The 19,652-nt window shown below is 70.6% G+C and carries 15 protein-coding genes; 7 read left to right on the plus strand and 8 right to left on the minus strand.

The window, feature by feature from the left end; genetic code table 11:
* The first annotated feature begins 6 nt into the window (after positions 1-6).
* The gene (locus ACZ69M_RS03540; RefSeq protein WP_470046229.1) at positions 7-234 is read left to right on the plus strand and encodes a hypothetical protein; all 228 of its coding nucleotides are present in this window, start codon (positions 7-9) and stop codon (positions 232-234) included.
* Here the strand turns inward: ACZ69M_RS03540 and ACZ69M_RS03545 are convergent.
* On the minus strand, positions 227-1,027 hold the full coding sequence (locus tag ACZ69M_RS03545) for a site-2 protease family protein (RefSeq protein WP_470046230.1): 801 nt from the start codon (positions 1,025-1,027) through the stop codon (positions 227-229). The two genes, ACZ69M_RS03540 and ACZ69M_RS03545, sit on opposite strands and share 8 nt — an antisense overlap.
* Positions 1,028-1,157: 130 nt before the next feature.
* Between ACZ69M_RS03545 and ACZ69M_RS03550 the strand changes: the two genes are divergently transcribed.
* Positions 1,158-4,499, plus strand: a complete 3,342-nt coding sequence (locus ACZ69M_RS03550) for an AfsR/SARP family transcriptional regulator (RefSeq protein ID WP_470046231.1) — start codon at positions 1,158-1,160, stop codon at positions 4,497-4,499.
* Positions 4,500-4,535: 36 nt separating this feature from the next.
* Here the strand turns inward: ACZ69M_RS03550 and ACZ69M_RS03555 are convergent, their stop codons facing one another.
* The 3 genes from ACZ69M_RS03555 to panB all read right to left on the minus strand — a co-directional run bounded on the left by ACZ69M_RS03555 (position 4,536) and on the right by panB (position 7,483).
* Positions 4,536-5,360, minus strand: coding sequence for an ABC transporter permease (locus tag ACZ69M_RS03555; protein ID WP_470046232.1), 825 nt, complete (start codon positions 5,358-5,360; stop codon positions 4,536-4,538).
* A complete protein-coding gene (locus ACZ69M_RS03560) occupies positions 5,357-6,385 on the minus strand; it encodes an ATP-binding cassette domain-containing protein (RefSeq protein WP_470046233.1) in 1,029 nt (342 codons plus the stop codon). The genes ACZ69M_RS03555 and ACZ69M_RS03560 overlap by 4 nt, the downstream gene beginning before the upstream one ends.
* A 210-nt stretch (positions 6,386-6,595) precedes the next feature.
* Positions 6,596-7,483 carry a 3-methyl-2-oxobutanoate hydroxymethyltransferase gene (gene panB / locus ACZ69M_RS03565; protein ID WP_470046234.1) on the minus strand — a complete coding sequence of 296 codons (888 nt, stop codon included), beginning with the start codon at positions 7,481-7,483 and terminating at the stop codon, positions 6,596-6,598.
* Between the two features lie 225 nt (positions 7,484-7,708).
* On the opposite strand from panB, the gene ACZ69M_RS03570 reads away from it, so the two are divergent.
* The 4 genes from ACZ69M_RS03570 to ACZ69M_RS03585 all read left to right on the plus strand — a co-directional run bounded on the left by ACZ69M_RS03570 (position 7,709) and on the right by ACZ69M_RS03585 (position 12,684).
* Positions 7,709-9,301: an MFS transporter gene (locus ACZ69M_RS03570; RefSeq protein ID WP_470046235.1), complete on the plus strand. Its 1,593-nt coding sequence runs from the start codon at positions 7,709-7,711 to the stop codon at positions 9,299-9,301.
* A gap of 52 nt (positions 9,302-9,353) precedes the next feature.
* Complete coding sequence (locus ACZ69M_RS03575; protein ID WP_470046236.1) at positions 9,354-9,974, plus strand: TetR/AcrR family transcriptional regulator; 621 nt, start codon at positions 9,354-9,356, stop codon at positions 9,972-9,974.
* Between the two features lie 237 nt (positions 9,975-10,211).
* Positions 10,212-11,270 (plus strand): endonuclease/exonuclease/phosphatase family protein, encoded by a 1,059-nt coding sequence (locus ACZ69M_RS03580; RefSeq protein ID WP_470046237.1) that lies wholly within the window; start codon positions 10,212-10,214, stop codon positions 11,268-11,270.
* A gap of 190 nt (positions 11,271-11,460) precedes the next feature.
* A complete protein-coding gene (locus ACZ69M_RS03585) occupies positions 11,461-12,684 on the plus strand; it encodes an MFS transporter (protein WP_470046238.1) in 1,224 nt (407 codons plus the stop codon).
* A 415-nt stretch (positions 12,685-13,099) separates the two neighbouring features.
* On the opposite strand, the gene ACZ69M_RS03590 is transcribed toward ACZ69M_RS03585, so the two are convergent.
* The 4 genes from ACZ69M_RS03590 to ACZ69M_RS03605 all read right to left on the minus strand — a co-directional run bounded on the left by ACZ69M_RS03590 (position 13,100) and on the right by ACZ69M_RS03605 (position 18,873).
* Entirely contained in the window at positions 13,100-14,854 is a 1,755-nt protein-coding gene (locus ACZ69M_RS03590; RefSeq protein ID WP_470046239.1) for an NAD+ synthase, read from the minus strand.
* Between the two features lie 166 nt (positions 14,855-15,020).
* A complete protein-coding gene (locus ACZ69M_RS03595) occupies positions 15,021-16,931 on the minus strand; it encodes a S53 family peptidase (RefSeq protein ID WP_470046240.1) in 1,911 nt (636 codons plus the stop codon).
* Between the two features lie 635 nt (positions 16,932-17,566).
* Positions 17,567-18,199: a DUF305 domain-containing protein gene (locus tag ACZ69M_RS03600; RefSeq protein ID WP_470046388.1), complete on the minus strand. Its 633-nt coding sequence runs from the start codon at positions 18,197-18,199 to the stop codon at positions 17,567-17,569.
* Between the two features lie 5 nt (positions 18,200-18,204).
* Positions 18,205-18,873 (minus strand): DUF3105 domain-containing protein, encoded by a 669-nt coding sequence (locus ACZ69M_RS03605; RefSeq protein WP_470046241.1) that lies wholly within the window; start codon positions 18,871-18,873, stop codon positions 18,205-18,207.
* 193 nt (positions 18,874-19,066) lie between these two features.
* Between ACZ69M_RS03605 and ACZ69M_RS03610 the strand changes: the two genes are divergently transcribed.
* On the plus strand, positions 19,067-19,501 hold the full coding sequence (locus tag ACZ69M_RS03610) for an Rrf2 family transcriptional regulator (RefSeq protein ID WP_470046242.1): 435 nt from the start codon (positions 19,067-19,069) through the stop codon (positions 19,499-19,501).
* Positions 19,502-19,652: the final 151 nt, after the last annotated feature.

Genomic DNA, 19,652 nt, shown 5'->3' on the forward strand with positions numbered 1-19,652 from the left:
GGGGACATGAGGGACACTGGACGCCGTACGACCTTGTCCGAACCGTCCCGACAGGAGCCAGCCCCCATGCCCCGCCTCGCCCTCTACGCCCTGGCCGTCTGCGTCCTCTCCGTCGCCGCGGCCGTCGTCTCCTTCGTCCAGGGCAGCTGGCTGGGGATCGTGTGGGTGCTGCTGGCCGGACTGTCGTCCAACATGACGTGGTACTACGCGCGGCGCGGCAGGTCCGTCAGCTGACCGAGCAGAACTCGTTGGTGCCCTGCCAGAAGCGGTAGAACTCCTGACCGCAGTACGTCTGGATCTCGTTGATCCCCAGGCTGTTGAGGATCGAGTGGATCACGTCGAAGAAAGCCGTGTTCACCGACGGGATCCACAGCACCGCGAACACGAACAGCAGGCCGAACGGGGCGAACGGCTCCACCTGGCGCTTGACGTTGTACGACAGCCAGGGCTCGATCACGCCATAGCCGTCCAGGCCCGGGACCGGCAGGAAGTTCAGGATCGCGGCCGTGACCTGGAGCAGCGCGAGGAACGCCAGCGCGAACTGGAAGTCCCGTGGCACGCCGTCCAGGGCGTGCAGCCAGAACGGCGCCGTGCACACGACGGCGAACAGCACGTTCGTCAGCGGGCCCGCCGCCGAGATCAGGCTGTGCTTCCAGCGGCCCCGGATCCTGTTGCGCTCGATGAAGACCGCCCCGCCCGGCAGACCGATCCCACCCATGATCACGAAGATCACCGGCAGCACGATGCTCAGCAGCGCATGCGTGTACTTCAGCGGGTTGAGCGTCAGATAGCCCTTCGCGCCGATCGAGATGTCGCCGCTGTGCAGGGCGGTGCGCGCGTGCGCGTACTCGTGCAGGCACAGGGAGACGATCCAGGCGGCCGTCACGAAGAGGAACACGGCCACACCGGGCTCCTCGGCGAACCCGGTCCATGTCGCCCACCCGGTCACCGCCATCACGGCCACGATCCCGACGAAGACGGGGCTGATCCTCCGGTCGCTGCTGCGACGGGAAGCGGCGGTGGTCATGGGGCTCCTCGAACTGGTACGCATGGTGCTGGGCCTGCCCGACCGTACCGGGCTCACGGAGAAAACGTCTCGCGGTCGGTCATTGGTTCCGGAGAAGGCAGGGGCTGAGATCGTCACGTCACCGGAGACAATGGACCCCGTGCGCTACCGGATCCTTGGCACCACCCAGGCACTGCGCCCCGACGGCACGCCCGTCGTGCTCGGCGGGGCGCGGCTGCGCGCCCTCCTGACCGTGCTCGCGCTGCGGCCCGGACGGACCCTGCCCGCGGCCGTCCTGGTGGACGAGGTGTGGGACGGCGATCCGCCCGCCGACGCACCGGGCGCGCTCCAGGCCCTGGTGGGACGGCTGCGCAGGGCGCTCGGGCCGCAGGCGGTGGACTCGGGGGACGGCGGCTACCGGCTGGCCGCGGGCGCCGACGACATCGACCTGCACCGTTTCGAGCGGCTCGCGGGGGAGGGCGTACGCGCGCTCGCCGACGGCGACCCCACGAAGGCGGCCGAAGCCCTCGACGACGCCCTCGCCCTGTGGCGCGGGCCGGCCCTCGCGGACCTCCCGGACCGGGCCGCCGAGTCGGCCCGCTGGGAGACCCGCCGTCTCGACGTACGGCGCGCCCGGTTCGCGGCGGCCCTCGCCCTCGGCCACGCCGAACAGTCCCTGCCCGAGCTCACCGCCCTGTGTGACCTCCACCCCCTGGACGAGCCCCTGCACGTCCTGCGTCTGCGCGCCCTGCGCGACGCCGGCCGGCCCGCCGAGGCCCTCGCCGCCTACGAGTCCGTACGGGAGCTGCTGGCCGACCGCCTCGGCTCCGACCCCGGCCCCGAACTGCGCGCCCTGCACGAGGAGTTGCTCAGCCCGGCCGGCGACGGCGGCAGGGCGCACGCCCAGGGCCTACGACCCCGCTCCACGGACCGGACCGAGAACCGGACCGAGCGCCGGACCGCCCCGGCCGGGCGTGGCCGCTCCGCGTCCCCGCCGCCCGGCAACCTCCGCGCCCGGCTGACCTCCTTCGTCGGGCGGGCGGCGGACATCGACACGATCCGGGAGGATCTGGCGACGGCCCGGCTCGTGACATTGCTCGGGCCCGGTGGGGCCGGCAAGACGCGGCTGTCGCAGGAGGCGGCGGAGGCCGTGGCGGACACCGCGCCGGACGGGGTGTGGCTGGCCGAACTCGCGCCGGTCGAGGACCCGAAGGCCGTGCCCGAGGCGGTGCTCACCGCCGTCGGAGCCCGCGAGACCGTGCTGCGCGGAGCCGGCGCGGAGGAGTTGCGGGCCGTCGCCGACCGGCACGACGACCTCCATCGGCTCGCCGAGTACTGCGCCAAGCGCCGCATGCTGATCGTCCTCGACAACTGCGAGCACGTCGTGGACGCCGCCGCGCGTCTCGTCGAGGAGCTGCTCGAGCGGTGCCCGGGCCTGACGGTGCTGGCCACCAGCCGCGAACCCCTCGGTGTACCGGGGGAGTTGCTGCGCCCCGTGGAGCCGCTGCCGGAGCCGTTCGCGCTGCGGCTGCTGGCCGACCGGGGGGCCGCCGCCCGCCCGGGTTTCCGGGTCGAGGACGACCCCGCGGCCACCGCCGAGATCTGCCGCCGCCTCGACGGACTGCCGCTCGCCATCGAACTCGCCGCCGCCCGGCTGCGGATGCTCACTCCGCGTCAGATCGCCGACCGGCTCGACGACCGGTTCCGGCTGCTGACCTCCGGCAGCCGTACGGTCCTGCCGCGCCAGCAGACCCTGCGCGCCGTGGTCGACTGGTCCTGGGACCTCCTCGACGAGGACGAACGGGACGTGCTGCGGCGGCTGTCCGTCTTCGCGGGCGGCTGCGACCTCGCCGCCGCCGAGGCCGTCTGCGGACCGGCCGCCCTGGAAACGCTCGGCTCGCTCGTCGACAAGTCCCTCGTCGTGGCCGCCCCTTGGGGGGACGGCGAGATGCGCTACCGGCTCCTGGAGACCGTCGGCGAGTACGCGGGCGAGCGGCTCGACGAGTCGGGGCAGCGCCCCGCCGCCGAGCGCGCCCACCTCACGCACTACCGCGAAGTGGCCCGCACCACCGACCCCCGGCTGCGCGGCCCGGGCCAGCGCGCCGCCATCGCACGGCTGGAGACCGAGTCGGAGAACATCCGCGCCGCCCTCCAGCACGCCGTCGGCGCCCGCGACGAGCAGGAGGCGCTCTGCCTGGTCCTCTCCCTGGCCTGGTACTGGCAGATGCGCGATCTGCGGCAGATGGCCCGCCACTGGTCCCGCGAGGTCATGGCCCTTGGCCCCGACCCCTTCGCCGAGCCTGCGCGGCCGGCCGCCCCGCTGCTGGAGAGCTGCACCGACACCCCGCCGCCGATGCGCCCCGAGGTCCTCGAAGAGGCCCGCCGCGGTGTCCACCTCGTCCATCTCTCCTGCATGGACATGGACATGGGGGCCTGGGACACCCCGCAGGCCAAGCAGAAACTGCGCGTCATCAGCGAGACCTACCGCCCGGGTCAGCCGCAGACCTGCCGCAGCCCCGGCAACCTCTGGTTCTACGCCGTGATCCTGACCGGTGACATCGAGCGGATGCGCTCCGTCATCGACGCGACCGTCCAGACCTGCCGCGAACTCGGCTACGAGTGGGAACTCGCCGTCGCCCTCCAGATGCGTGCCAACATCCTCGCCAACCGGGCCACCTGGGCGGGCGACGCGACCCGGGACGCCGACGAGGCACTGGAACTCTTCATCCGGCTCGGGGACGCCTGGGGCGCCGCCGAGGCGCTCTCCGCACGCGGTGAGGCCCACGAGCGCCGGGGTGAGTTCTCGCTCGCCGCCGCGGACTACACGGAGGCCATGACCCACGCCGAAGGGCTCGGCGCGCACGCCCAGACGGCCGTCCTCAACACCCGGCTCGGCGGTGTGCTCATCGAGTCCGGCGACACCGAACGCGGCGAGCGGTTGCTGCGGGAGGTTCTGGAGAGCGGCGACGGCGCCTACAACGAGGCCATGCCCGCCTCCCGGCTGTTCCTGGCGATGTGGCTGGCCCGCAGCGGCCGGGTCGCCGAGGCACGCGAACACATGCGGATACTGCGCGAGAACTTCGAAGCGGTCACCTTCGTGGTCTTCGACGGGTTCGTGGTGGGCGTCGAGGCCTGGCTGGACGCGCTCGAGGGGCTGCACGAGTCCGCCCTGGAGAAGGTGCGGGAGGCGCTGGTGCGGGCGGGCGATCCGTTGTCGCAGATCATCGCCCCGCACATGCCCTCCGCGCATCTGACCACCGCCGCCATCGCCCTCACGGGCCTGGACGGCGGCCGCCGCGTCCGCGACGCGGCCGTGCTGCTCGGGGCCGCCGACCATCTGCTGCCGCCCGGGCACTTCGTGGGCCCGATGGAGGAGCAGGTGCGCACACGGGCGGAGGCCGACCTACGGGCCGTGCTGGACGACGCGACGTACGAGGCCGCGTACGCCGAGGGCGGCGGGCTCTCCCTGGAGGAGGCCGCCGCCCTCGTGTGACGCGGACCGGGGTTTCCGTGGTCCCGTGCGCGAACGTCAGCTCTTGGTGCGGAACTTGTGGATCGCGATCGGCGCCATGACCAGGGTGAGCCCTGCCGTCCAGGCGAGGGTCACCCACAGGCTGTGCGCGACCGGGCCGCCCACCATCAGGCCGCGCGTGCTGTCCGCGAGCGCGGACAGCGGGTTGTAGTCGGTGAAGGCCTGCAGCCAGCCGGGCATGGTCCCGGTCGGCGAGAAGATCGACGAACCGAACTGCAGGGGCATCAGCACCAGGAAGCCCATCGCCTGCACGGACTGCGCGTTCTTCATCGTCACCCCGAGGACCAGGAAGATCCACATCAGGGACGAGCCGAAGAGGACGGAGAGCCCGACGGAGGCGAACAGACCCGGCCAGTTCGTGATGTCGAAGCCGACCAGCACTCCTACGATCAGGAGGATCGTCGTCGCGACCAGCATCCGCATCAGCTCCACCACGATCTTGGCGAAGAGCACGGAGCCCTGGCCGATCGGCAGGGTGCGGAAGCGGTCCATCACTCCCTTCTGGAAGTCCTCGTTGAAGCCGGTGCCGACGGCTGTGGCGATGTTCATCGCCGTCATCGCCATCAGACCGGGCACCACGTACTGGACGTAGGCGTCCTGTCCGCCGCCCAGCGACTGGCCGATGGAGCCGCCGAAGACGTACACGAACAGCAGGGTGAAGACGACCGGCATCAGGACGGCGTCGAACATCGACTCCGGGTCCTGGCGGATCCACAGCAGGTTGCGGCGGACGAGCGCGCCGATGTGGCGCGCGTGCGCGCGGGGCGAGATACGCGGGTCGCCCTTCGCGGCGAGGGGGGCTTCGACAACGGCGGTACTCATGCGGAGACCTCCTCGTAGGCGCGGGCGGGGGCGGCGTCCTGCGGGACACCGGCCTTGTGGCCGGTGAGGGACAGGAACACCTCGTCCAGGCTGGGCAGTTCGGTGGAGATGGAGCCGATCGTGATGCCGCGCGCGGTGACCGCGCCGACCACGGCGGTGAGCTGTTCGTCGCTGAGGACCGGGACCAGCACGGTGCCGGTCTCGGTGTCCACGACCGAGGCGGCCAGTCCGGTGAGCCCCAGCTCGTCGAAGAGGGAGGCCAGCGGGCGCAGCTCCAGCGGGTCCACCGGGCGGATGCGCAGCGTGCGGCCGCCGACCCGGGCCTTCAGCTCGTCGATCCGGCCGCTGGCGATGACCTTGCCGCGGTCGATGACGGTCAGCTCGGAGGCCAGCTGCTCCGCCTCCTCCATGTACTGGGTGGTGAGCAGCACGGTGGCGCCGTCCGCGACCATCCGCTTGACCTCCTTCCACACCTCGTTGCGGGTGCGCGGGTCGAGCCCGGTGGTCGGCTCGTCCAGGTAGAGGACGGACGGGTGGCCGATCATGGAGGCGGCGAGGTCGAGACGGCGGCGCATACCGCCGGAGTACGTCGATGCCGGGCGCTTGGCCGCCTCGGTGAGCGAGAAGCGCTCCAGGAGCTCGTCGGCGCGTCGGCGGGCGTCCTTGCGGGGCAGGTCGAGCAGCCGCCCGATCATGTACAGGTTCTCCCAGCCGGGGAGCTTCTCGTCGACCGAGGCGTACTGACCGGTCAGGCCTATCACGCGGCGCAGCTGGCGGGGCTGGGTGAGCACGTCGTAGCCGGCGACGGTGGCCCGGCCGGCGTCGGGGGTGACGAGGGTGGAAAGGATACGGACGAGGGTGGTCTTGCCGGCACCGTTGGGACCGAGCACCCCGAGGACGGTTCCCTCGCGGACGTCCAGGTCCACGCCGTCCAGAGCCTTGGTCTCGCCGTAGTGCTTGACCAGCCCCCGCACGGAGACGGCGCTGCGGGCGCCGCTGTCGGGGTTCTTGTCGATTCGCGTCATGCCCATCAAGGTGCCAGCGCCCACCGACAAACCACCTACAGCTCGCCTACAGCGCCGTACGCTCACCGATATATCGCCGACAGACGTTAGCGCGGATCACCGTGGTGCGTGCCCTTCACGTACGGCGACAGCCCGCCGACGGGGGAAATCGGCGGGCTGTCCTGGTGCCGCAGTGGCTCAGTGGGTCCAGGTAGCCCTGGCCCCAGGTGGTCAGTGGACCGAGTGCTCCTCAAGAGGGAACGTTCCGCCGACGACGTCGTCCGCGAACGCGCGCACCGCGTTGCCCATGACCTCGCGCAGATCGGCGTACTTCTTCACGAACTTCGGCACCCTGCCGCCGGTGAGGCCGAGCATGTCGGTCCACACCAGGACCTGCGCGTCGGTCTCCGGACCCGCGCCGATGCCGACGGTCGGGATGTGCAGGGTGCGCGTGACCTCGGCGACGAGCTCCGCCGGGACCAGCTCCAGGACGACCGCGAACGCGCCCGCGTCCTGGATCGCCTTGGCGTCGCGCAGCAGCTGCTGGGCGGCCTCCTCGCCGCGGCCCTGGACGCGGTAGCCCATGGAGTTCACGGACTGCGGGGTCAGGCCGATGTGCGCCATCACGGGGATGCCGGACTCCACGAGCAGCTCGATCTGGCGGTGCGAGCGCTCACCGCCCTCCAGCTTCACCGCGCCGACCCCGGCCTCCTTGACCAGGCGGGTGGCGGAGCGCAGGGCCTGGACGGGGCCCTCCTGGTACGACCCGAAGGGCAGGTCGCCGACGATCAGGGCGCGGCTGGTGCCGCGCACGACCGCGGCGGACAGCATCGTCATCTCGTCGAGGGTGACGGGGACGGTCGTCTCGTACCCCAGGTGGCAGTTGCCCGCCGAGTCGCCGACGAGCATGACCGGGATGCCGGCCTCGTCGAAGACGGACGCGGTCATCGCGTCGTAGGCGGTGAGCATCGGCCACTTCTCGCCGCGCTCCTTGGCTGTGGTGATGTCGCGGACCGTGATGCGGCGGGTGCTCTTGCCTCCGTACAGCGCCTTGCTGCTGTCGGTGGTCGCCCGCGCACCCTCCGCGGGCTGCTTCGGGGCAGCCGAAAGCTGCGTCATCGCAACGGCTCCTTCTGTCATCTCGAGGCGCCCTGACGGCGTCCCCGGACCTCCTACATGGTGGCACCTCGTGCCACCGGGGGCCAGACCGGGTCGAGCGACGTACGTCTCGGGTCCCCCGCGATCCAGGTCGCGGGTGGACCGTAGACCCATCTCTTCGTAAGGTCTCTGTAAAGGATTTACGATACGAGACGGTCCCGTATCGAAAATCGCTAGGCTCGGCCCATGACAACTCCCGCAGCCCACGTCGAACGGCGCGTGCCCGAAGCGGTCCATCGGCGCCGCTGGGCCATTCTCGGCGTGCTCATGCTCAGCCTGTTGATAGTGGTGCTGGACAACTCCATCCTCAACGTCGCGATCAAGACGATCTCGACGCCGGCGCCCACCGGACTCGGCGCCACCCAGAGCGAGCTGGAGTGGGCCATCAACGCCTACACGCTCGTCTTCGCGGGGCTGCTGTTCACCGCGGGCCTCTTCGGCGACCGGTTCGGTCGCAAGAAGGTCCTGCTCGCCGGACTCGCCGTCTTCGGCACCGGCTCCGCGCTGGCCGCGGAGGCCGGCTCACCCGTCCAGCTCATCGTCTTCCGTGCGCTGATGGGCTTCGGCGCCGCCTTCGTGATGCCCGCCACCCTCGCCGTCCTCATGAACGTCTTCGAGCGCGAGGAGCAGCCCAAGGCCATCGGCATCTGGGCCGGCGGTGTCGGCATCGCCATCGCCATCGGCCCGATCACCGGCGGCGTGCTCCTCGCCCACTTCTGGTGGGGCTCGGTCTTCCTGATCAACGTGCCGATCGTGCTGCTGGCGCTCGGCCTGATGTTCTGGCTGGTCCCGGACTCCCGCGACCCGAACCCCGGCCGCATCGACCTCGTCGGCGTCGTCCTCTCGGTCATAGGGCTCGTCCTGCTCGTCTACGGCATCATCAAGGGCGGCCAGCTCGCCTCCTTCACCGACGCCGCGGTCCTCGCGACCATCGGCGCCGGAATCGCCGTCCTCGCCTGCTTCGTCATCTACGAGAAGCGCAGCGACCATCCGTCCATCGACATCACCTACTTCAAGAACAAGGTCTTCTCGGCCGCCATCGCCGCGATCGCACTCGTCTTCTTCGCGATGATGGGCGTGACCTTCTTCTCCGTCTTCTACACCCAGAGCGTGCGGGGCTACTCGCCGCTGAAGACCGGTGTGCTGCTGCTGCCGCTCGCCGCGGCCCAGCTCTTCTTCGCGCCGCGCGCCCGCCTCGTCGTCGACCGCTTCGGCAACCGGGCCACGTGCACCGCGGGCCTGGTGCTGCTCGGCGCGATGCTCGGTGCCTTCGCGACCCTGGACGCGGACACGCCGATCTGGCTCCTCGAGGTCATCTTCTTCCTCATGGGCACCGGCATGGCGCACATCATGACCCCGACGAGCGTCGTCATCATGCAGGCCCTGCCGCGCGAGAAGGCCGGCTCCGCCTCCGCCCTGAGCAACGTCTTCCGTCAGGTCGGCGGTGCCCTCGGCATCGCGGTCCTCGGCTCGGTCCTCTCCTCGGCCTACCGCAGCGGCATCGAGGACAAGCTCACCCTCCTGCCGGCCGGCCTGCGCCACACCGCGGGCGAGTCCATCGAGGCCACCCTCGGCGTCGCCGCCAAGCTCGGCCCCCGGGGCGACGCCCTCATCACTCCGGCCAACGACGCCTTCCTGCACGCCATGCACGTCACCGCCCTGTGCGGTGCGAGCATCGCGATGGTCGGCGCCGTGATCGTGGCCCTGTTCCTGCCGGGCCGCAGTTCGACCCCGCAACAGGGCAAGGAGGAGACGGAGTTGGTGGCCGCCGAGCACTGACGGGGCGCTGCAGGGAGAATTGCGCCAGCACCACCAAGGAAAGGAGCGACACGTGAGCCTCGCGGACAGCCGAGCCAGGCAAGAGGGGTCCCCCCGAGGGCGTCCCCGCAGCGAGGCCGTGGAGCGCTCCATCATCGAGGGCGCGATAAAACTCCTGGAGGACGGCGTCCCCCTCGCGGAGATCTCCATCGAACGTCTGGCCAGGACCGCGGGCGTCGGCAAGGCGACCATCTACCGCCGCTGGAGTGACAAGGAGGAACTCTTCGTCGACGTCATGCGCGCCACCGAGCCGCCGGACACCGAACTCCCGGGCACCTCGATGCGCGACGACCTGATAGCCCTTCTGGAGCCGCTGCGTCAGCGGGGCCTGGCCAGCCGCTCCTCGGCGCTTCTGCACAACGTCTACGCCCAGATCAAGTCCAGCCCCAAGATCTGGGCCGCGTACCAGGCGATCGTCATCGAACCGCGGCGCCTGACCACCTTCGAGGTCCTGCGCCGCGGACAGCGGGACGGCGAGCTCCGCGACGACGTGGACATCGAGGTCATCAACGACCTCTTCGTCGGCCCCATGCTGGTACGCGCCGTCATGCGCCCGGACGCCGAACTCCCCGAGGACCTGGCCCAACAGATCGTCGACACGGTACTCGCGGGACTGCGTCCCGACCGGCCCTAGTTCGTCCTCGTATTCGTCCTCACATTCATCCTCGCATTCATCCTCTCGGCCGATGCGCCGAATGTGCGCGTTTCGTCACAGAGGCCGCGCTCCGCCCCGTATTCGGAACTCCGAACGTCGAGTTGTTCGTCCTCGTGCCCGTACGGCCGTCCCCGGACGGCGAGATCGACGCCGATCATCCCCTAGGGTCGTAGCCGAGGGGCTGACGGTGTGCACGGCAGGTTGTGAGGCGACGGTATGGCGCAGGCGTACGTGACGGAGACGGGCAGCGACGGCTCGGGGCCCGAGCGTCGGGGTCCCCGGCTTCGGCGCCTGCTGGACAAGCTCAGGCGCGCGCTGGGTTCATGGCGCGGCGACCGCGGCGTCTGGCGCCGCGGACTGATCCTGGCCGCGCTCGCCCTGATCCTCGCCCTGGTGATGCTGCTGCACGCGCAGATCCCCAACAGGATCGGCAACCTCGGCAGTCTCACCGAGACGTTCCTGCCGTGGCTCGGCCTCCTCATCCCCGTCCTGCTGGTCCTCGGCCTCGTGCGGAAGTCCGCGACCGCCCTGATCGCCGTCGTGCTGCCCGCGACCGTCTGGCTGAACCTGTTCGGCGGACTGCTCACCGACCGGACCGGTGCCGGCGGCGACCTGACCGTCGCCACGCACAACGTCAACGCGGAGAACCCGGACCCTTCCGGTACCGCCCGTGACGTGGCCGCGTCCGGCGCCGACGTGGTGGCCCTGGAGGAGCTGAAGGCCACGGCGGTCCCGACGTACGAGAAGGCGCTCGCCCCGACGTACAAGTACCACTCCGTGGAGGGCACCGTCGGGCTGTGGAGCAAGTACCCGATGAGCGGCACCAAGCCCGTCGACATCAAGCTCGGCTGGATCCGCGCGATGCGCGCCACGGTGACGACCCCGAACGGCCGGGTCGCGGTGTACGTCGCCCATCTGCCCTCGGTCCGGGTGAAGCTGCAGGCCGGGTTCACCGCCCGCCAGCGCGACCGGAGCGCCGACGCGCTCGGCGAGGCGATCGCCGACGAGTCGCTGCAGCAGGTCATCCTGCTCGGCGACCTGAACGGCACGATGAACGACCGCGCGCTGAACGGCGTCACCTCGCAGATGCGCTCCACCCAGGGCGCGGCGGGCAGCGGCTTCGGGTTCAGCTGGCCCGCTTCGTTCCCGATGGCCCGGATCGACCAGATCATGGTCAAGGGCGTCGAGCCGGTGACCTCCTGGACCCTGCCCAGGACCGGCAGCGACCACCTCCCGATCGCAGCCCGGGTCAAGCTCGCGGCAACCGGATCTTAACCTCCTGGAATACTGGACCTGCGAGACTTTGTTCCACAGGTGAACTTACAGAGCCCGTGCACACCGGTGTGCGCGGGCGCGTCCGTGCGCGCAGGTGCCCCAGGCCACTGGGGTGCACGCCCACGAATCCGGGCCCGTCCCCGCCCGTCTGGTTCTCCCCTTTGCACTCCGCTCCTCTGAAAGGCCCCTCATGCCTCTGGCCCTGCTCGCCCTAGCCGTGGGCGCCTTCGGCATCGGTACCACCGAATTCGTGATGATGGGCCTGCTGCCCGACGTCGCGGACGACCTCCACATATCCATTCCCAGCGCCGGACACCTCGTCTCGGCCTACGCCCTCGGCGTGGTGATCGGCGCCCCGCTGCTCGCCGCGGCCACCGCCCGGATGTCCCGCCGCAAGGTCCTCATCGCCCTGATGGGGCTCTTCGTGGCCGGCAACGCGCTCTCCGCCTTCGCCCCCGACTACCACTGGCTGCTCGCCGCCCGCTTCGTCAGCGGTCTGCCGCACGGCGCCTTCTTCGGCGTCGGCGCCGTCGTCGCCACCAACCTCGTCGCCCCCGAGCGCAAGGCGCGCTCCGTCTCGCTGATGTTCCTCGGCCTGACCGTCGCGAACATCGCGGGCGTCCCCGTCGCCACCTTCATCGGCCAGCACTTCGGCTGGCGGGCCACCTTCCTCGGCGTGAGCGCGATCGGTCTGGCGGCGATAGCCTCGCTCGCGTTCCTCATCCCGCGCGACCACACGCACGGCCCCACGGGCGGTCTGCGCGGCGAGCTGGCCGCCCTGCGCTCGCTCCCCGTCTGGCTGGCCCTCGGTACGACGGTCGCGGGCTTCGGCGCCCTCTTCTCCGCGTACAGCTACATCACGCCGATGCTCACGGACGCCGCCGGGTACGCCGACTCCAGCGTCACGCTGCTGCTCGCGCTGTTCGGCGTCGGAGCGACGGTCGGCAACCTCGTGGGCGGCCGCCTCGCGGACCACTCCCTGCGTGGCACTCTCTTCGGCGGGCTCGTCTCGCTGGTCACGGTCCTCGCCCTCTTCCCCGTCCTCATGAGCGCCCAGTGGAGTGCGGCCGTCGCGGTCACCCTCCTCGGTGCGGCCGCCTTCATCACCGGCTCGCCCCTCCAGCTGATGGTCATGGAGAAGGCCTCCGCGGCGCCGTCCCTGGCGTCCTCCGCCAACCAGGCCGCGTTCAACCTCGCGAACGCCGGCGGTGCGTGGATCGGCGGCATCGCGCTGGCCGCGGGCTTCGGTACGACGTCGCCCGCGCTGGCGGGGGCTCTGCTCGCCGTCCTCGGCCTCGCGGTCGCCGCGACGGCGTACGCCGTGGACCGCCGTCGCGCCGAGGCCCCCGCCCCCACGCCGGGCCGCCTGATCGCAACCCACGTCCCCCCACACCCGGAACACGCCCACCACTGACGCAAGGCCCGCGCCCAGCCCCGTCGGCCGAGCGCCGACGGACGGGCGGCGGTTTTTGGGGGCGCGGGGAACCGCGCGCCCAGCCCCCGCGGTCCGTCGGCCGAGCGCCGACGAGGGGCGGTGGTTTTTGGGGGCGCGGGGAACTGCGCGCCCAGCCCCTGCGGTGCGTCGGCCGAGCGCCGACGAGGGGCGGTGGTTTTTGGGGGCGCGGGGAACTGCGCGCCCAGCCCCTGCGGTGCGTCGGCCGAGCGCCGACGGAGGGGCGGCGGTTTTGAGGGGCGCGGGGAACTGCGCGCCCAGCCCCCGCGGTGCGTCGGCCGATCGCCGACGGAGGGGCGGCGGCTTTTAGGGGCGCGAGGAACTGCGCGCCCAGCCCCCACCCACCCGCACAACCCCCCGCCGCCCCCCGGCAAGGTCACCCGTGCTCGCGCCACCGATTGGTGATCGGAAGCCGCCGGTCCTTCCCGAACCCCTTGGCGGAGATCTTGGTGCCCGGCGGATACTGCCGGCGCTTGTACTCCGCCGTGTCCACCATCCGCAGCGTCTTCACCACCAGCTCCCGGTCGAACCCCGCCGCGACGATCCCGTCCGCCCCCTCGTCCCGGTCCACGTACCGCTCGAGGATCGCGTCCAGCACGGGATAGTCGGGGAGGGAGTCCGTGTCGACCTGGCCGGGACGGAGCTCCGCGCTCGGCGGCTTGGTGATCGAGTTCTCGGGGATCGGCGGGGTCTGCCCCCGCTCGGCCGCCGCCCGGTTCCGCCACTGGGCCAGCCGGAAGATCGACGTCTTGTACACGTCCTTGATGGGCCCGTACGCGCCCACGGAGTCGCCGTACAGCGTCGAATACCCCACCGCCAGCTCGGACTTGTTCCCCGGCGCCAGCACGATGTGCCCCTCCTGGTTGGAGATGGCCATCAGCATCGTGCCCCGCAGACGCGACTGGAGGTTCTCCTCGGCCAGCCCGGTCAGCCCCAGCGACGACATATACGCGTCGAACATCGGCTCGATCGCCACCGTCCGGAAGTTCAGCCCCGTCCGCCGCGCCAGCTCCGCCGCGTCCCCCTTGGAGTGGTCGGAGGAGTACTTCGACGGCATCGACACCCCGTACACGTTCTGTGCGCCCAGCGCGTCGCACGCGATCGCCGCGACCAGCGCCGAGTCGATGCCGCCGGACAGTCCGATCAGTACGGAACGGAACCCGTTCTTCGCGACGTACGCCCGCAGTCCGACGACCAGCGCCGAGTAGACCTCCTCGTCGGCGTCGAGCCGCTCCGCGTACCCGCCGGCGAGCTCCGCCTCGTACGCGGGCAGCGGCTCCTGCGACAGCGTCAGCCGCTCGATGCGCAGCCCGTCGTCCACCACACCCGTCACCGGCTCGGCGGCGCCCGCCGGCAGCTCCAGGTCCAGTACGACGCACCCTTCCGCGAACTGCGGCGCGCGTGCGACGACCTCCCCGTCCCGGTCGACCACGATGGAGTCGCCGTCGAAGACCAGCTCGTCCTGCCCGCCGATCATGGCGAGGTAGGCGGTGGTGCAGCCGGCCTCCTGGGCCCGCTTGCGCACCAGTTCGAGGCGGGTGTCGTCCTTGTCGCGCTCGTACGGCGAGGCGTTGATGGACAGCAGCAGCCCGGCCCCGGCGGACCGGGCCGCCGGCACGCGCCCGCCGTCCTGCCAGAGGTCCTCGCAGATGGCGAGGGCCACGTCGACCCCGTGCACCCGTACGACCGGCATGGTGTCGCCGGGCACGAAGTAGCGGAACTCGTCGAACACGCCGTAGTTCGGGAGGTGGTGCTTGGCGAAGGTCAGCGCCACCCGGCCGCCGTGCAGCACGGCGGCGGCGTTCTGCGGGGCGCCGGCCGGCTGCCCGTACTTCGGCTGGGCGGTCTCGGACCGGTCGAGGTAGCCGACGATCACCGGCAGCTCCCCGAAGCCCTCGTCGGCCAGCCGCGCGGCCAGCGCGCGCAGCGCCGCGCGGGAGGCCTCGACGAAGGACGACCGCAGGGCCAGGTCCTCGACGGGATACCCGGTCAGCACCATCTCGGGGAACGCCACCAGATGCGCTCCCTGCTCGGCGGAGTGCCGGGTCCAACGGACGATCGCCTCGGCGTTGGCGGCGAGATCGCCGACGGTCGAGTCGATCTGATTCAGGGCGAGGCGTAGTTGAGGCACGGGCCCAGTGTAATCGTCAGAGCGACACAATGGGGTGTGGGGCGCCCCACCCGGGCAGCTTACCCCCACGGGGTATCCGGCACCGCTGGGCCGCCGGTCCGCCCGGAAACGCGGACGCCCGCCCCTCGACGAGGGGCGGGCGCGGCGGAGAGGTGACGGAGAACCGTCAGTGACCGTGGTGGGAGCTGTACGACTCGACGTAGCCCGAGGTGGGCGTGCCCACACCGGTGACGTCGTCGTAGCCGCGCACGGCCTTCAGGGAGCTGTCCTTGCCGAGGCTGCGGACGGAGGTGAGCAGACCGCCCGACGCGTCGAAGGAGTTGGCGAAGTCCACGCGCGCCACGGCGAGTTCGGAGCCCGTGGGGGTGTCCGTCACGTCGTGGTACGCCTTGGAGCCGTACTTCGCGTAGATCGACGGGTTGGCGAAACCGATCGCCTTGCCGCCACGCGCCTCCTGGGCCAGGGCCTGGACGGCCGCGATCACCGGCGCGGCGAGCGAGGTGCCGCCGATCCGGTACTCGCTGTACTGCTGGGACCCGTCCGGGAAGGTCTGCGTCTGGCCGACCTTGAAACCGGTGTTGGGGTCGGCGACCGCCGCGATGTCCGGCACGGTGCGCATGGCCGTCGTGCCGTTGGCCTTGGCGAGCGCGCCGGGCACGACACCCTTCTGGTAGAAGGGCTGTGCCACGGTCTTGCTGGTGCCGCCGCCCGCGCCCGAGGTGAACGCGCCCGGGAAGCCGGTCCAGCTCTTGCCGTCGGCCGCGAGGGCGGCCTTCTCGGTGCCCCAGCCGGTCTCGAACTGGTACTTGTCGCCCTTGCCGACCGCCAGCGACGTACCGCCGACCGCCGTCACCCACGCCGAGTTGGCCGGGGTGTCGACCTGCTTCGTGCCGGTGTTGGCGACCTCGTCACCGTTGTCACCGGAGGAGAAGTAGAAGCCGATGCCCTCGACCGCGCCGAACTGGAACGTCTGGTCGTAGGCGGCCGCGAGGTCCGGCGTCTGGTTGGCCTCGATGTCGCCCCACGAGTTGGAGACGATGTCGGCCAGGTGGTTGTCGACGATCTTGTTCAGCGAGTCGAGCAGATCGTTGTCGAGGCAGGACGCGGCACCCACGTACGTGATGTTCGCGTCCGGCGCGACGGCGTGCACGGCCTCGACGTCGAGGGTCTCCTCGCCGTACCAGCCGGCCGCCCCGCACTCCTCGGTCTGCGTGTAGGTGCCGGGCAGCACCTGACGCAGCTGGCTGCTGCTGTACGCCGAGTCACCGTGCTTCTTGGCGTACGTGGCCGCGTCGAACGCGATGGTCGGCGAGGCGTACGCGTCGGTGATGGCGACCCGCACGCCCTTGCCGGTGCGCTTGCCCGCGCCGTAGGCGGCGCGCAGCTGCTTGCCCGTGTAGCCCTCGACCGCGTACGGGATCTTCGTGCCGTACGCGTCCGGCAGGGTGCTCGCGATGTTCGAGCCGAAGTACGAGGAGAACGGCCCGGAGTTCTTGAACACGGCGTCCGGGGGCGGCAGCGTGTCGTCGTGCGTCGCCTTGTGCGGGGCGTTGTCCAGGCCGGTGACGGTCAGGACGGCGCCGTTGAGGGCGGCCGGCGCGGAAGCCGTCTTCGACGGCGCCCGGTAGGTCTTCTTGCCCTTGGCGTAGTTGTGCAGCTGGGTGCCGAACGCCTTCTCGGCGGCGGCCACGTCACCGGTGACGGAGACGTAGTGCTGCGTGGTGCCGGTGACCTTCAGGCCCGCCGACTTCAGCCATGAGGTCACCGCGGCGACCTGCGCCTTGGTGGCACCGAAGCGGGCCTGCGTCTGCTTGGCGCTGAGGTACTTGCCGTACGAGGCCGAGTTCGGGTCGGACACGGCCTTGGCGTACGCGGCCAGACCGGCAGCGTTCCGGCCGGCCAGGTAGACCCGGGCGGAGACCTGGGAGTTGTCGGACGCGGCCCCCTTGTCCGCCTTCGCCGTGGCCCACGCGGGCTTGGTGCCCGCGAGGGTGTCCCGGCTGGGACCGTCCGCGGCGTTGGCCGTGGGTATACCGAGCGCCAGCGCGCCGGCGAGCAGCGGCAGTGTCGCTGCCATGCTCACTCCGGCGCGCATGGTGGCGCGATTGGATCTCATAAAACCCCCTGCGATGCGGTTCGTCGCATGTGTGGTCGTTCGTGATGTGCGAAACCGTGTGCCGGAATTGCGGACACAGGGAATGGATCACGCTGGGGTCACTCTGGCGATGAACCGTTCATGCCAGGGGAATGAGAAGGCCAAGGAAACACCAAGTGGCCGCGAATGAAGGGTGTTTGGGACGGTATGGCGGCACCCTCGCCCCGGATGTAGGGATATCCCTCGTTTTCTTGTAAAGGGGTTCCCAACTTCTGTGAGCGTATTGCGACATCGGCAGGTTCGTGGTTCGCCCTGGCGACGGGAAGGCGCCCCGGGGCCGATCGCGTCATGACGGCCGGGTCGACGCCTGACGAGGGCGGCGCGGCCGCCCACCCGGCGGAGAGAGACGGACGGGTCCGGGATTCGATACCCCGGACCCGTTCACACGCAGTCGTTCACACGCAGTCGTTCACGCACAGCCGTTCAGACGCAGCCGTTCACACTCGGCCGTCCCCGGCCTAGGGCCTGTCGTTTGGATCAGGCCTGGGCCGCGAGGGCCGGCACGCACTCCTGATCAAGCCCCGTCGCCCGAAACGACCTGGTCCAAACGACAGGCCCTAGGCGCGGGCCTTCGCGCCCCGCTCCTTGAGCATGTCCGCCATCAGCTGGATCTCCGACTGCTGCGCGTCGACCATGCCCTGCGCGAGCTTCTTCTCCACGCCGACCGTGCACTTCGTGACGCAGCCCTCGGCCATGTGGATGCCGCCCTTGTGGTGGTCGGTCATCAACTGCAGGTAGAAGACCTCCGCCTGCTTGCCGCTCAGCGTGTTCAGCTTCTTCATCTCGGTGTTGGTCGCCATGCCGGGCATCAGCGCGCCGTCCTTGCCGGACGCCATGTCGCCCATGCCCATCCACGTCATGGGCGCGTCCGCCGACACCTTCGGCAGCTCCCACAGGTCGAGCCAGCCCAGCAGCATGCCGCGCTGATTGGCCTGCGTCTGCGCGATGTCGTACGCGAGCCGCCGTACCTCCACGTTGTCCGTACGGTCGCGCACGATGTACGACATCTCGACGGCCTGCTGGTGATGGACCGCCATGTCCCGCGCGAAACCCGCGTCCGCCGAGTCGGCCGACGGCACCTTCGTCGCCGAGGACCCCGAGCCGTCGCTCTCGGCGACCGCGTACGTGATCGCCCCGGCGGCCACCAGCACCGCCGCCGTGGTGCCCGCGATCCAGCCCACCTGGCGCATCTGGCTCACTGCGACAGACCGTTGGTGCAGGCGGCGCCCGGCTCGGGCGTCTGCTTGCCCTGCACGAACTCCGAGAAGAACTTGTCGACGTTCGGGTCGCTCGCGCTCGTCACCGTGCGCTGCTTGCCCCACGCGCTCAGCGTGATCGGGTCCTTCTGGTCCTCGACGGGGCTCATCAGGGTGTACGGCGTCTTCTTGACCTTCGCTTCGAGCGCCTTCACGTCGGCGTCGGAGGCCTTGCTGTTGTACGTCACCCACACCGCGCCGTGCTCCAGCGAGTGCACGGCGTTCATGTTGTTGATCGCCTTGCCGTAGACGTCGCCGTTGCAGTTCATCCACACGGGGTTGTGGTTGCCGCCGACCGGGGGCTCCATCGGGTACTTCACGGTCTTGGTGACGTGGTTGCGGGACAGCGTCCCCGACCAGGTCTCCACGCCGTCCTTGCCCGTGACGAAGTGCCCCGAGCCGCCCTTCGAGTCACTCGCCGAGGTGCTGCTGTCGTCGGACTGCGACTTGACCAGGACGACGCCGCCGACGACAAGACCGGCGACTATGACCGTGCTGGCCGTGATCGTGAGGATCCGGTTACGGCGCTCCCGGGCACGCTCGGCCTTGCGCATCTCTTCTATGCGCGCCTTGCGCTGCGCGGAGGTGGTGTTCTTGGCGGAACCCATGGCGAGTCCTTATGGGGATGGGACGGTCGGGTCCGCTGATGGTAATGGGACGAGGGTGCTCAGTACGAAGGGAGGTCACGGAATGTCCAAAGGAGACACCCTGTGGCGCAGCCCCGCAAAGGGGGGAGGCGGCTCTGTTCGGATGATCCGTGGATAATTTGAGCGACAGATGCGTATTAACTACGCTGGCGGTATGAGGCTGCTGCGCTCCACCGATCTGGCCCTGCGCGTTCTGATGCGGCTCGCCGTCGCCGACGGGTCGACCCCCACCACCCGCGAGGTCGCCGCGGACATGGACGTCCCCTATACCCATGCCGCGAAGGTCGTCGCCGAGCTCCAGCACCTGGGACTGCTCGCGGCCCGCCGCGGCCGGGGCGGCGGCCTCGGCCTCACCGAAGCGGGGCGTACGGCTTCGGTCGGCGCGATCGTCCGCACCTTCGAGGGCGACGGTGACGTGGTCGACTGCGAGGGGGCCACGCCGTGCCCGCTCCAATCCGGCTGCCGACTGCGGGGTGCGCTGCGGCGGGCCCAGGAGGCGTTCTTCGCCTCGCTGGACCCACTGACGGTGGCGGACGTGGTCGCCGCGCCTACGGGGCCGCTGCTCCTCGGCATCTCCAGCAGGCCCTAGGTGTACTCGGCCAAGAGGTTGGTGACTCGCGTCGGTATTTGATCAAGAGAAGACCTCCGGGCGTAGTGGAGATGCCTGTCTTCACCACAACCGGAGGTCTTGATGGCCCACGCTCATGCCCGGCTGGCCTTTCACGGGTGCGGGGTCCGGC

Source organism: Streptomyces sp. NPDC107454 (assembly GCF_055582885.1).

What these genes read in the sequence shown, in the direction of transcription:
- ACZ69M_RS03540 (WP_470046229.1), top strand. Translation starts at nt 7, where the DNA reads ATGAGGGACACTGGACGCCGTACGACCTTGTCCGAACCGTCCCGACAG.
- ACZ69M_RS03545 (WP_470046230.1), bottom strand. Translation starts at nt 1,027, where the DNA reads ATGACCACCGCCGCTTCCCGTCGCAGCAGCGACCGGAGGATCAGCCCC.
- ACZ69M_RS03550 (WP_470046231.1), top strand. Translation starts at nt 1,158, where the DNA reads ATGGACCCCGTGCGCTACCGGATCCTTGGCACCACCCAGGCACTGCGC.
- ACZ69M_RS03555 (WP_470046232.1), bottom strand. Translation starts at nt 5,360, where the DNA reads ATGAGTACCGCCGTTGTCGAAGCCCCCCTCGCCGCGAAGGGCGACCCG.
- ACZ69M_RS03560 (WP_470046233.1), bottom strand. Translation starts at nt 6,385, where the DNA reads ATGACGCGAATCGACAAGAACCCCGACAGCGGCGCCCGCAGCGCCGTC.
- panB (WP_470046234.1), bottom strand. Translation starts at nt 7,483, where the DNA reads ATGACGCAGCTTTCGGCTGCCCCGAAGCAGCCCGCGGAGGGTGCGCGG.
- ACZ69M_RS03570 (WP_470046235.1), top strand. Translation starts at nt 7,709, where the DNA reads ATGACAACTCCCGCAGCCCACGTCGAACGGCGCGTGCCCGAAGCGGTC.
- ACZ69M_RS03580 (WP_470046237.1), top strand. Translation starts at nt 10,212, where the DNA reads ATGGCGCAGGCGTACGTGACGGAGACGGGCAGCGACGGCTCGGGGCCC.
- ACZ69M_RS03585 (WP_470046238.1), top strand. Translation starts at nt 11,461, where the DNA reads ATGCCTCTGGCCCTGCTCGCCCTAGCCGTGGGCGCCTTCGGCATCGGT.
- ACZ69M_RS03595 (WP_470046240.1), bottom strand. Translation starts at nt 16,931, where the DNA reads ATGGCAGCGACACTGCCGCTGCTCGCCGGCGCGCTGGCGCTCGGTATA.
- ACZ69M_RS03600 (WP_470046388.1), bottom strand. Translation starts at nt 18,199, where the DNA reads ATGCGCCAGGTGGGCTGGATCGCGGGCACCACGGCGGCGGTGCTGGTG.
- ACZ69M_RS03605 (WP_470046241.1), bottom strand. Translation starts at nt 18,873, where the DNA reads ATGGGTTCCGCCAAGAACACCACCTCCGCGCAGCGCAAGGCGCGCATA.
- ACZ69M_RS03610 (WP_470046242.1), top strand. Translation starts at nt 19,067, where the DNA reads ATGAGGCTGCTGCGCTCCACCGATCTGGCCCTGCGCGTTCTGATGCGG.